This is a genomic window from Pseudomonas sp. Teo4, assembly GCF_034387475.1.
GTDB lineage: Bacteria > Pseudomonadota > Gammaproteobacteria > Pseudomonadales > Pseudomonadaceae > Aquipseudomonas.
Genome location: NZ_JAXCIL010000002.1, coordinates 2,300,476 through 2,312,525, shown reverse-complemented (window position 1 = coordinate 2,312,525; position 12,050 = coordinate 2,300,476). Strand labels below are relative to the sequence as shown.

Below are 12,050 nucleotides of genomic sequence, written 5' to 3'. Positions count from 1 at the left end.
GCATCGCACCACGGTCGCTCCACGCGCCGAAAAAAGCACCAGCAAGGTGCAGCCGATAAGAACAATAAACGGAGTCATCCTCGATGCTGTCAACGCAGCCGCAGGCGTTCGCGCCTACCCGTTCCCTGTCCGCACGCCCTTCTGCCATCGCCAGCGCACTTGCGCTTGCTGGTGTCGCACCGATGAGCCAGGCCGCCTTCTTCGAAGACAGCACAGCTACATTCGAAACCCGCAACATGTACTTCAACCGCGACTTTCGCGATGGCACCAGCGCGCAACAATCCAAGCGCGACGAATGGGCCCAGGGCTTCATGCTCAACTTCGAGTCCGGCTACACCGAAGGCACCGTGGGCTTTGGCCTGGATGCCCTTGGCATGCTCGGGGTCAAGCTCGACTCCAGCCCTGACCGCACCGATACCGGCCTGCTGCCCACCCATGACGACGGCAAGGCCGCCGACGAATACTCCAAGCTCGGCCTGACCGGCAAGATCAAGGTGTCGAAGACCGAGCTGAAGGTCGGCACCCTGATACCGGAACTGCCAACCCTGCAGCCCAACGACGGGCGGATCCTGCCGCAGACCTTCGAAGGTGGGCTGCTGACCTCGAAAGAGATCAACAACCTGACGTTCACCGGCGGCCGCCTGGAAAAGGCCAAAGACCGCAACGACACCAACTGGGAAGACCTCGCCCTCAACAACAAGAACGGCCGCTTTGGCGGTACCTTCGCAGCGGACAACTTCGACCTCGCCGGCCTGGACTACCAGTTCACCGATCGCATCACCGGCAGCTACCACTACGCCCAGCTCGACGACATCTACCGCCAGCACTTCCTCGGAATGGTCGCGACCCAGCCCTGGGGGCCAGGTACTTTCGGCGCCGACCTGCGCCTGGCAGTGAGTGACGACCAGGGTGCGGCCAAGGCCGGCAACATCGACAACACCACCGTCAACGGCATGCTCAGCTATGCCCTGGGTGGGCACAAGGTGAGCGCGGCCTATCAGCACTTGTCCGGGGACAGCGCCTTCCCTTACGTCGACGGCGCTGACCCGTACCTGGTCAACTTCGTTCAGATCAACGACTTCGCCGGCGCCGACGAGCGCTCATGGCAAGTGCGCTACGACTACAACTTCGCGGCGCTGGGCCTCCCCGGCCTGACCTTCATGACCCGCTACATCAACGGCGACAACGTCAGCCGCGCCGATGGCAGCGAGGGCAAGGAGTGGGAACGCAACACCGAGTTCAAGTACGTGGTACAAAGCGGCCCGTTGAAGAACGTCGCCGTGCGCCTGCGCAACGCCACCTTCCGCTCCAACTTCGCTCGCGATGCCGACGAAGTGCGGCTGCTGGTGAGCTACAGCGTGGCTCTGTGGTAACCCATAACAACAATGCTCACGGAGAATGACGATGACCTTTTCACTGCGCCGCCTAGTCCTGGCCACCGGCTGCCTGCTGTTGGCCGGCAATGCCCTCGCCGCCGAACCCAAACGCCCTGAATGCATCGCCCCGGCCTCGCCAGGCGGTGGCTTCGACCTGACCTGCAAGCTGGTCCAGAGCGCCCTGGTCCAGGAGAAAATCCTCAGCAAGCCCATGCGCGTGACCTACATGCCCGGTGGCGTCGGTGCGGTGGCCTACAACGCCGTGGTCGCCCAGCGCCCGGCCGACGCCGGCACGCTGGTGGCATGGTCCAGCGGCTCGCTGCTGAACCTTGCCCAAGGCAAGTTCGGCCGCTTCGACGAGAACGCGGTGAAGTGGCTGGCAGCGGTCGGTACCAGCTACGGTGCCATCGCGGTGAAAAGCGATTCGCCCTACAAAACCCTCGATGACCTGGTCGCGGCCCTGAAGAAGGACCCGAGCAAGGTGGTGATCGGCTCCGGCGGTACCGTCGGCAGCCAGGACTGGATGCAGACCGCGCTGATTGCCAAGGCGGCCGGTATCAACCCGCGCGACCTGCGCTACGTGGCCCTGGAGGGTGGCGGCGAGATCGCCACCGCGCTGCTGGGTGGCCACATCCAGGTTGGCTCCACCGACATTTCCGACTCCATGCCGCATATCCAGAGCGGTGACATGCGCATCCTCGCGGTATTCGCCGAAAACCGCCTGGACGAGCCCGAGATGAAAGACATCCCCACCGCCAAGGAACAGGGCTACGACATCGTCTGGCCGGTGGTGCGCGGCTTCTACCTCGGGCCGAAGGTCAGTGACGAAGACTATGCCTGGTGGAAAGCATCGTTCGACAAGATGCTGGCATCCGAAGACTTCGCCAAGCTGCGCGACCAGCGCGAGCTGTTCCCGTTCGCCATGACCGGTGAAGAGCTGGACGTCTACGTGAAGAAGCAGGTGGCTGACTACAAGGCGCTGGCCAAGGAATTTGGGTTGATCCAGTAAGCCTCTGGGCCTCATCGCCGGCAAGCCGGCTCCCACAGGTACTGCAGTGCTCTCACTGTGGGAGCCGGCTTGCCGGCGATGAGGCCATTACAGCCTTAGCACCCTCACCGAGGACTCCTTGATGATCCTGCAACGCATTTTCGCCCTGGCCCTGCTGGCGGTGTGCGCCGCCCTGGCCGTAATGGCCTGGCCCTACCAGGCCGCGTTTTCCTACGAACCGGTCGGCCCGCGCGCCTACCCCTTGCTGATGCTGGGCCTGATGGGCGCTGGCCTGTTGTACCTGGCGATCCGCCCGACGCCCATCGTACGCAAGGACGATGAACCCGAGCTGGACCGCGAGACCCTGACCAAGATCAGCCTCTGCGTCGGACTGCTGGTCGTCTTCGCCGCCACTTTCGAAGCCTTGGGCTTCATCCTCAGCGCCATTCTGGTCGGCATTCCCATGGCCCGCCTGTACGGCGGCCGCTGGCTGCACAGCGCCATCGTGGTGGTGGGCATGAGCCTGTTTCTCTACTGGTTGTTCGACCGCGTGATGGACGTGCCCCTGCCCCTCGGCCTGCTCGACGTACTGGAGAACTGACACATGGATACCTTGAGCTACCTGGGCCAGGGCTTCGGCGTGGCCCTGAGCCCGTACAACCTGGTCACCGCCCTCACCGGCACCCTGATCGGCACCGTGGTCGGCCTGCTGCCGGGCCTGGGCCCGATCAACGGCGTGGCCCTGCTGATTCCGATTGCCTTCGCCCTCGGCCTGCCGCCAGAGTCGGCGCTGATTCTGCTGGCCGCGGTGTACCTGGGCTGCGAATACGGCGGTCGGATCAGTTCGATCCTGCTGAACATCCCGGGCGAAGCGTCCACCGTCATGACCACCCTCGACGGCTACCCCATGGCCCGCCAGGGCTTGGCCGGCGTGGCCCTGTCGCTGTCGGCGTGGAGTTCGTTCATCGGCGCCCTGATCGCCACCTGCGGCATGGTGCTGTTCGCGCCGTTGCTGGCGAAATGGGCCATCGCCTTCGGGCCGGCGGAGTACTTCGTGCTGATGGTGTTCGCCATCGTCGCCCTGGGCGGTATGGCCGGTGACAAACCGCTGAAGACCTTCATCGCGGCGCTGATCGGTCTGTTCCTGTCGGCGGTCGGCATCGACGCCAACAGCGGTGTCTACCGCTTCACCGGCGACAGCGTGCACCTGGCCGACGGCATCCAGTTCGTGGTGCTGGTGCTGGGCCTGTTCTCGATCAGCGAGATTCTTCTGCTGCTGGAAAAGACCCACCATGGCCATGCGGCAGTCAAGGCCACCGGGCGCATGCTGTTCAACTTCAAGGAAGCCGCTTCGGTGTTCGTAGTCAACATCCGTTGCGGGCTGCTTGGCTTCGTCATGGGCGTGCTGCCAGGCGCTGGCGCAACCCTGGCCAGTGCGGTGGCCTACATGACTGAAAAGCGCATCGCGGGCACCTCGGGCAAGTTCGGCAAGGGCGACGCCCGTGGCCTGGCCGCCCCGGAAACTGCAATCGGCGCCTCGTGCTGTGGCGCACTGGTGCCCATGCTGACCCTGGGTGTACCGGGTTCGGGCACCACGGCAGTGATGATCGGTGCGCTGACCCTGTACAACATCACCCCTGGCCCGCTGCTATTCCAGCAGCAACCCGACATCGTCTGGGGCCTGATCGCCTCGCTGTTCATCGCCAACATCATGCTGGTGATCCTGAACATCCCGATGATCCGCATCTTCACCCGCATCCTTGCCGTGCCGAACTGGGCGCTGGTGCCGGTGATCGCGATCATCACCGCGATCGGTGTGTATGCCGTGCACGCCACCACCTTCGACCTGTTCCTGATGGTCGGCATCGGCATCATGGGTTACATCCTGCGCAAGCTCGACTTCCCACTGTCGCCGATCCTGCTCGGCTTCATTCTCGGCGGGCTGATGGAGCAGAACCTGCGCCGCGCGCTGTCGATCTCCAACGGTGAGCTGGGCATCCTCTGGTCGAGCCCGATCAGCATGGGCGTTTGGGTGCTGGTGGTGTGCATGCTGGCCCTGCCGCTGATGCGCATCTGGCGTAAACGCAGCCTGCAACGCCGGGCCATGGCCGATGCCTGATCGGCCTCTGCCTCTGTTCTGGGCGACCGGGCTAGTCGGCCTTGCTGGCGGGTTTCTCGCCAGCAAGGTCGGCTGGCCTTTGCCGTGGATGGTCGGCTCATTGCTGGCGATCATCCTGGTGCGCTGCCTGACGCCATGGCAGCTGTCGGAAATCCCCAATGGCCGCAAATGCGGCCAGTGCATCATCGGCATCGGCATCGGCCTGCACTTCACGCCCGCAGTGGTCGAGCAGGTGGGCAGCCATTTTGCGCTGATCTTCTTCGGTGCCTTGGTCACCACGCTGTCCAGCGTGATTGGCGTTTGGTTGTTGCGCCGTACTGGCGAGGATCGCGCCACAGCCTTCTTCGCCAGCATGCCAGGTGGTTCAGGAGAGATGGTCAACCTGGGAGCGCGCAATGGTGCGGTGCTCAGTCAGGTCGCTGCGGCGCAAAGTCTGCGGGTGCTGGCGGTGGTGCTGTGCGTGCCGGCACTGTTCAAGTTTCTGCTGGGTGACGGCGTGCCGCTCAACCACGCAGGCAGCGTGAACTGGGGTTGGCTGGCGTTGATCGCGCCTGCCGGCGTAATCACTGCACTGATCTGGCAGCGCTTGCGTCAGCCCAACCCGTGGTTGTTCGGGCCCTTGCTGGTTGCCGCGGCAGTGAGCCTGGCAGGCAACCTGCAAATCGCCCTGCCCAATGGCGCCAGCCAGATTGGTCAATGGCTGATCGGCAGCGGCCTGGCCTGCCACTTCAACCGGGCGTTCTTTCGTCGAGCACCGTCGTTTCTCGGGCGCACGTTGATTGCCACGGCGCTGTGCATGTTGATTGCCGGCAGTGCCGCATGGGGGTTGAGCGTGATGACCGGGCTGGACTTGCGCTCGCTGACCCTGGGGATGATGCCCGGGGGCATTGCCGAGATGAGTTTGACGGCTGAGACCTTGCAACTGTCGGTGCCGTTGGTGACTGCATTGCAGGTGATGCGCTTGCTGTTCGTGCTGTTTCTGGCAGAGCCGTTGTTCAGGTTGTGGAAGGATTGAGACCGCATGGGCCTCATCGCCGGCAAGCCGGCTCCCACAAGGACCGCGACAATCTTGAGATCACGGCAGTACCTGTGGGTGCAACTGCCTTGCTCAATATCTAAAAGCTTGCGCGATACCTGTGGGAGCCGGCTTGCCGGCGATGAAGCAACGCTTAGAGCGGCGGCAACGCCCAGTTGATCGGCGCCAGCCCACGCTGCTCGAGGAAGCTGTTGGCACGGCTGAAATGCCCACATCCGAGGAAGCCGCGGTACGCCGACAGCGGCGATGGATGCACCGACTTGAGCACCAGGTGCTTGGTGCCGTCGATCAGCTTCTGCTTGCTCTGGGCATGCGCGCCCCACAGCAGGAACACCACATTGGGGCACTGCTCGCTCACCACCTGGATGATCCGGTCAGTGAAGAATTCCCAGCCCTTCTTGGCATGCGAAGCGGCGTTGGCACGTTCCACGGTCATGGTGGTATTGAGCAGCAGCACCCCCTGCTCGGCCCAGCTTTGCAGGTAGCCGTGATTGGGGATGTCGATGTTCAGGTCGCGCTGCAGCTCCTTGTAAATGTTCACCAGTGACGGCGGTGTCGGCACGCCTGGCTGCACCGAGAAGCACAAGCCATGGGCCTGGCCCGGGCCGTGGTAAGGGTCCTGGCCGAGGATCACTACCTTGACCTGCTCCAGCGGGGTGGAATTGAGCGCGTTGAAAATCAGCGGCCCCGGCGGGTAGATTTCCTTGCCGGCAGCGTATTCCTGACGCAGGAACTCGCGTAGCTGGTGCATGTAGGGCTGGTCGAACTCGGCGCGCAATGCGGCCTTCCAGCTGGGTTCGAGTTTGATGCGATCGTCGTCAGTCATGGGGCCATCCGTAAACAATGGCGCGACACTAGGTAAGCCGCCCCCCCTTGTCAATCAGTCCGACCGGCGACCGGCATGATCGGCCAGGCGAGCCATACTTGTGCGATGACTTGTGCGAGGTAGCCATGTCCATTCAATGCGAGGTACTCACCGGCGCCGATGGCGCCCGCATCGGCATTGCCACACTGGATGCCCCCAAGGCGCTCAATGCGCTCAATCTGCCGATGATCGAGGTCCTGGGCGAACAGCTGCATGCCTGGGCCAACGACCCGGGCGTGGTCTGCGTTTTGCTGCGCGGCAGCGGCGCCAAGGCGTTCTGCGCAGGGGGCGATGTGCGAGCACTGGCCCAGGCTTGCCGCGACCACCCGGGCAGTGTCCCACCACTGGCGGCAACCTTCTTTGCCGCCGAGTACCGCCTCGACTACTTGCTGCACACCTACCCCAAGCCCCTGCTGTGCTGGGGCCACGGCCACGTGCTGGGCGGTGGCATGGGGCTGCTGCAAGGGGCCGGGGTACGTATCGTCACCCCCAGTAGCCGCCTGGCGATGCCGGAAATCAGCATCGGCTTGTATCCAGACGTTGGCGCCAGCTGGTTCCTTGCCCGGCTGCCGGGCAAGCTGGGGTTGTTTCTGGGGCTAACTGGCGCGCCGATCAATGCCCGCGATGCCATCGATCTGGGATTGGCCGATCGGTTCCTGGGTGAGCAACAGCAGGAGGCCTTGATCGAAGAGCTGCTGCAGTTGAACTGGCAGGAACAGACCGAGCTGCAGTTGAACAGCCTGCTGAAAGCCGAACAGCACCGTGCCTGGGCTGAAATGCCCGAGGCGCAGTGGCTGCCACGACGCCGGATGATCGACGACCTTCTCGACGTGGCCGACCCGGTCGGCGCCTGGCGCGCGCTTGAAAGCCTGAAACAGCATCAGGACCCGCTGCTGGCCGAGGCCGGCCAACGCCTGCACGAGGGCTGTCCACTGACCGCGCACCTGGTGTGGGAGCAGATCAGCCGGGCGCGCCATCTGTCCTTGGCCCAGGTGTTCCAGATGGAATACACCATGAGCCTGAACTGCTGCCGGCATCCGGAGTTCAGCGAGGGGGTGCGTGCCCGGCTGCTGGACAAGGACAACCAGCCGCGCTGGCATTGGCCGGACATCGCCCAGGTGCCCTCGGCGGTGGTCGAAGCCCATTTCGCCAAAGTGTGGGAAGGCCGCCATCCGCTGGCTGACCTGGAGTAGAACGCCAAAAAAACGGGGCTGCCATGCAGCCCCGCCTTACCCATCACCGCTGCCAGTTGCGGTCACCTCCCCGGCCACCGTCCGGACGCCGGTCACGATCCCCGCGCCCGTTCGAATGCCACCGATCATTCTGGTAGCGCTTGCTGTCATTGCGATAATCATGACGATCTCGGTCCCGCCCGTAGTCGTAACGCTGGCGGTTGCCATAGTCATATCGCGGGTTGCCATGCCACTGGTTCATCCCCGGCTGCGGATGAGGCTTGTAATGCGGTGCCGGCGCCTGCCGGTAGTAACGGGGCGCAGGCTGGTAATAGCGAGGAGCCGGCTGGTAGTAGTAGCGCGGTTGCGGCGTTACATAGTAGCGGTCATAGCGGTAGTACCCCGGCGAAACATAGCGATCGGTGGTGTAATAATCCGAGCGGTAATAGCCCCCACTCTCGTAGTAAGGGACACAGGCTGACGTCATCAGACCCAACAGGGCGATCAACAGAATTCGATAGGACATGGCGGCCTCCTGGACCGCAGGGGTGCCCGAACAGCGGCGCTGGCGAGCGTCGACGACGAAGCGTTCATCGACAATGAATAAGACCGTTGCGCCTCGGTGCAGTGCCATTTCTGCAATAATTTGAAACAGGTCGGATTAACCCTAAAAAATATGCAGTCATTTTTCGGTCATCTCACTAGAATGGTCAGCTCGGCACACATCACGGGACGATCATGCCTTCACGCTCCGCCCTGTTGTCACAGCGCTCGCTGATCCTCACCCTGCTGGTGTTACTGGCCTGCGGCTTCCTTGCCACGTCCCTGCTCAGCTACTACGCATCGCGCGGCGCCATCCGCGACGGCATCATCAATACCGAGCTGCCACTGACCTCCGACACGGTCTACTCGGAAATCCAGAAAGACCTGATTCGCCCAGTGCTGATCGCCTCGATGATGGCCCAGGACACCTTCCTGCGCGACTGGGTGCTATCCGGCGAACAGGACACCCGGCGCATTACCCGTTACCTCGGCGAGGTGATGGGCAAGCAGGACACCTGCACCTCGTTCTTCGTCTCCGACCGCAGCCTGACCTACTACCAGGCCAAGGGTGTACTCAAGCAGGTCCAGCCAGGCACCTGGCGCGATGCCTGGTATTTCCGCCTGCGCGAGCTCAAGGCACCGTACGAGATCAACGTCGACCTGGACATGGCCAACCAGGACAGCCTCACGGTGTTCATCAACTATCGGGTGCTGGATTATCAGCAGCGCTTCATCGGTGCTGCCGGTGTGGGGCTGAGCGTGGCGTCCGTGGTCAAGCTGATCGACGATTACCAACGGCGCTACCAACGTTCGGTGTTCTTTACCGACGCCCAGGGCAAGGTCCTGCTCACCGGCTCCGACGGCGGCCCCCATGGCCTGCGCGTCGGCCAGACGCTTAGCGACACCGGCGACTTCGATGCAGTACTGACGCAGGGGCCAGTGCCTGACCAAGGCAGCCACGAGTATCAGGACACCGCCGGACACAGTCATTTCCTCAACGTCCGTCAATTGTCGGAGCTGGACTGGTACCTGCTGGTGGACAAGCGTGAGACCGGCGTGCTGGACCGCGTCCGCCATTCCCTTTACCTGAACCTGGCGATCTGCGCGATGATCACCCTGGTGGTGCTGTCGCTGCTCAATGCCATGCTCCAGCGGCACCAGGCAAGCACCACCGCGCTGGCCACGCTCGACAGCCTCACCGGCCTGCCCAACCGGCGCAGCTTCGACCTGCTGGCCGCCCAGGCGTTGCAGGAAGCCGTGCGTGACCGGGTGCCGCTGGTGGCATTGCTGATCGACCTGGACAACTTCAAGGCGCTCAACGACACCCACGGCCACCTGGCAGGCGACGAAGTGTTGCGCCAGTTCGCCCAAGTGCTGCAGGGCAGCCTGCGCCAGTCAGATATAATCTGTCGCTGGGGCGGTGAGGAGTTCATCGTGTTGCTGCGCGAGGCCAACGGCCGTCAGGCCATCGAAGTGGCCGAAAAGATCCGTCGGCGCACCGAGCAATTGACGTTCAACTACGAAGACCAACCGCTACGACTGACTACCAGTATCGGCCTGGGCAACCTCCAGCCGGGCGACACCTTGCACGCTCTGCTGACCCGCGCCGACCGTGCGCTCTATCGCGCCAAGCAGGCCGGCCGCAACCGCGTCTGCAGTGAATCACCTGGACCCGAACATGCCTGACAACCAACACTGCCCCGCCTGTGGCGCCCGCAACCAGTGCACCTTGGCTGAGCCAGCCAACGCCACCCAGGCCTGCTGGTGCTTTGGCGTGACCATCGACCCCGCCGTGCTTCAGGCCCTGCCCGCCGAGCTGCGCGACCAGGCCTGCCTGTGCCCACGCTGCGCCGGGGTGCAGGCGCAACTCGATGCAGCGCCCGTCACCCCAACGCGCTAGACTGCGCGCCCGCTGTCATCCTCTGCCGTGCCGTCATGCGTCTTGACCGTTTCCTCGCCAACCTGCCCTGCTACAACCGCCAGCAAGTGCGCCTGCTGCTGGTGCAGCGACGCGTCCGGGTAAATGGTGAGGTTGTGGTCGACCCGCTGTTTGAAGTGAACGAATTCAGCCGCATCGAAGTGGACGAGCAGTTGCTTCAAGCCGGCCGCCCAGCTCGCTACCTGATGCTGCACAAACCCGAAGGCTGCGTCAGTGCCACCCAGGACCCTCAGCACCGCACCGTGCTGGACCTGCTGCCTGCTGAACTGCGGGACGACCTGCACATCGCCGGGCGGCTGGACTACAACACCACCGGCCTGCTGATTCTGACCAATGACGGCCAGTGGTCGCGACGCCTGACCCAGCCCAGGACCAAGCTGCCCAAGCGCTACCTGGTCGAGACCGAGGACGAGATCGGCGAGCACTATGTCGCCAAGTTTCGTGAGGGCTTCTACTTCGCCTTCGAAGACCTCACCACCCTGCCCGCCCAACTGGACATTCTCGGCCCACGTCAGGCCCGGCTGGCGATCGTCGAAGGGCGCTATCACCAGGTCAAGCGCATGTTCGGACACTTCGACAACAAGGTGGTGGGGTTGCACCGCGAGAGCATGGGGCTGATCCAACTGGACCCAGCTCTGCAACCAGGGGCGTTCAGGGCGCTGACGGCCGAGGAAATCGCCACCGTCTAGGCCGCCTGTTCGTGCCTCATCGCCGGCAAGCCGGCTCCCACAACGACCTCGACCTTATTGAGATCACTGCGGTAAGCGGACCACAAGAGGTCGTCATACGACCGCTTGGCGGTGCAAGTCACATTTTTCCACCAACGGCACTTGCGGGATCCCCAACCTGCTGCTTGAATCCAAATCGTCAGTCTGCATGTGACTTGGTAGTCACGCCCGCAGTCCAAGACGCCTTTTGCCGGCTACCCAGGGCCTAGATGCCTTGGGGCACGGCGAATTGCCCGCAAAAAACAATACCGTCGACACATGTGCCAAGGATCGACACAGGGCCCCCCGGTTTCTCTTCAGGCGTATGCCTACCTGTCATAAAGAACGTGCACCCTAGGTGACGCGAACACCCTTTTTGCGCCAGGAGTCGAAGACATGAGGCCAGAAATTGCTGTACTTGATATCCAAGGTCAGTATCGGGTTTACACGGAGTTCTATCGCGCGGAAGCGGCCGAGAAGACGATCATCCTGATCAACGGTTCGCTGGCCACCACGGCCTCGTTCGCCCAGACGGTGCGCAACCTGCACCCGCAATTCAACGTGGTGCTGTACGACCAGCCGTATGCCGGCAAGTCGAAGCCACACAACCGCCAGGAACGCCTGATCACCAAGGAGACCGAGGCGCACATCCTCCTTGAGCTGATCGAGCACTTCCAGGCCGACCACGTGATGTCGTTCTCCTGGGGCGGTGCCGGCACCCTGCTGGCGCTGGCGCAACAGCCGCGTCGGGTGAAAAAGGCAGTGGTCAGTTCGTTCTCGCCGATCATCAACGAGCCAATGCGCGACTACCTGGAACGCGGCTGCAAGTACCTGGCTGCCTGCGACCGTTACCAGGTCGGCAACCTGGTCAACGACACCATCGGCAAGCACCTGCCGTCGCTGTTCAAGCGCTTCAATTACCGGCACGTCAGCAGCCTGGACAGCCACGAGTACGCGCAGATGCACTTCCACATCAACGAAGTGCTGCAGCATGACCTGGAGCGAGCGCTCAAGTCCGCGGTCAACATCGACATCCCGGTGCTGTTCATCAACGGTGACCGTGACGAATACACCACTGTCGAAGATGCCCGGCACTTCAGCCAGCACGTGGGCAAGAGCCAGTTCAGCGTGATCCGCGATGCTGGCCACTTCCTCGACATGGAGCACAAAGCCGCCTGCGAGGAAACCCGCGATGCCATGTTGGGCTTCCTCAAACCAACCACGCGTGAGCCCCGCCAACGCTTCCAATACGTACAGGGGCACCATGCACTGGCCATCTGAATGCATCGGCGTCCTGTAGCCCTT

At 63.1% G+C, this 12,050-nt stretch carries 12 protein-coding genes; 10 read left to right on the top strand and 2 right to left on the bottom strand.

Going from position 1 to position 12,050, the window contains the following annotated elements:
- Positions 1-83: 83 nt before the first annotated feature.
- From PspTeo4_RS26995 to PspTeo4_RS26975, 5 genes are all read left to right on the top strand, one after another.
- Complete coding sequence (locus tag PspTeo4_RS26995) at positions 84-1,373, top strand: OprD family porin (RefSeq protein ID WP_322366745.1); 1,290 nt, start codon at positions 84-86, stop codon at positions 1,371-1,373.
- A gap of 25 nt (positions 1,374-1,398) precedes the next feature.
- Positions 1,399-2,385 carry a Bug family tripartite tricarboxylate transporter substrate binding protein gene (locus tag PspTeo4_RS26990; RefSeq protein ID WP_416196979.1) on the top strand — a complete coding sequence of 329 codons (987 nt, stop codon included), beginning with the start codon at positions 1,399-1,401 and terminating at the stop codon, positions 2,383-2,385.
- A 121-nt stretch (positions 2,386-2,506) separates the two neighbouring features.
- Complete coding sequence (locus tag PspTeo4_RS26985) at positions 2,507-2,965, top strand: tripartite tricarboxylate transporter TctB family protein (protein WP_322366743.1); 459 nt, start codon at positions 2,507-2,509, stop codon at positions 2,963-2,965.
- 3 nt (positions 2,966-2,968) lie between these two features.
- Positions 2,969-4,483, top strand: coding sequence for a tripartite tricarboxylate transporter permease (locus tag PspTeo4_RS26980; protein ID WP_322366742.1), 1,515 nt, complete (start codon positions 2,969-2,971; stop codon positions 4,481-4,483).
- Positions 4,476-5,498, top strand: a complete 1,023-nt coding sequence (locus tag PspTeo4_RS26975) for an AbrB family transcriptional regulator (RefSeq protein WP_322366741.1) — start codon at positions 4,476-4,478, stop codon at positions 5,496-5,498. The genes PspTeo4_RS26980 and PspTeo4_RS26975 overlap by 8 nt, the downstream gene beginning before the upstream one ends.
- A 154-nt stretch (positions 5,499-5,652) precedes the next feature.
- Here PspTeo4_RS26975 and ung read toward each other — a convergent pair whose 3' ends face one another.
- Positions 5,653-6,345: a uracil-DNA glycosylase gene (gene ung / locus PspTeo4_RS26970; protein ID WP_322366740.1), complete on the bottom strand. Its 693-nt coding sequence runs from the start codon at positions 6,343-6,345 to the stop codon at positions 5,653-5,655.
- 125 nt (positions 6,346-6,470) lie between these two features.
- On the opposite strand from ung, the gene PspTeo4_RS26965 reads away from it, so the two are divergent.
- A complete protein-coding gene (locus PspTeo4_RS26965; RefSeq protein WP_322366739.1) occupies positions 6,471-7,577 on the top strand; it encodes an enoyl-CoA hydratase/isomerase family protein in 1,107 nt (368 codons plus the stop codon).
- A 43-nt stretch (positions 7,578-7,620) separates the two neighbouring features.
- On the opposite strand, the gene PspTeo4_RS26960 is transcribed toward PspTeo4_RS26965, so the two are convergent.
- Positions 7,621-8,082 carry a hypothetical protein gene (locus tag PspTeo4_RS26960; protein ID WP_322366738.1) on the bottom strand — a complete coding sequence of 154 codons (462 nt, stop codon included), beginning with the start codon at positions 8,080-8,082 and terminating at the stop codon, positions 7,621-7,623.
- A 212-nt stretch (positions 8,083-8,294) separates the two neighbouring features.
- Between PspTeo4_RS26960 and PspTeo4_RS26955 the strand changes: the two genes are divergently transcribed.
- The 4 genes from PspTeo4_RS26955 (at position 8,295) to PspTeo4_RS26940 (ending at position 12,026) form a co-directional block, all read left to right on the top strand.
- Positions 8,295-9,785 (top strand): diguanylate cyclase, encoded by a 1,491-nt coding sequence (locus tag PspTeo4_RS26955; RefSeq protein ID WP_322366737.1) that lies wholly within the window; start codon positions 8,295-8,297, stop codon positions 9,783-9,785.
- Positions 9,778-9,999 (top strand): cysteine-rich CWC family protein, encoded by a 222-nt coding sequence (locus PspTeo4_RS26950; RefSeq protein WP_322366736.1) that lies wholly within the window; start codon positions 9,778-9,780, stop codon positions 9,997-9,999. Before PspTeo4_RS26955 ends, PspTeo4_RS26950 begins: the two co-directional genes overlap by 8 nt.
- A gap of 35 nt (positions 10,000-10,034) precedes the next feature.
- A complete protein-coding gene (locus tag PspTeo4_RS26945) occupies positions 10,035-10,727 on the top strand; it encodes a 16S rRNA pseudouridine(516) synthase (protein WP_322366735.1) in 693 nt (230 codons plus the stop codon).
- 414 nt (positions 10,728-11,141) lie between these two features.
- Entirely contained in the window at positions 11,142-12,026 is an 885-nt protein-coding gene (locus PspTeo4_RS26940) for an alpha/beta fold hydrolase (RefSeq protein WP_322366734.1), read from the top strand.
- The last annotated feature ends 24 nt before the right edge of the window (positions 12,027-12,050 follow it).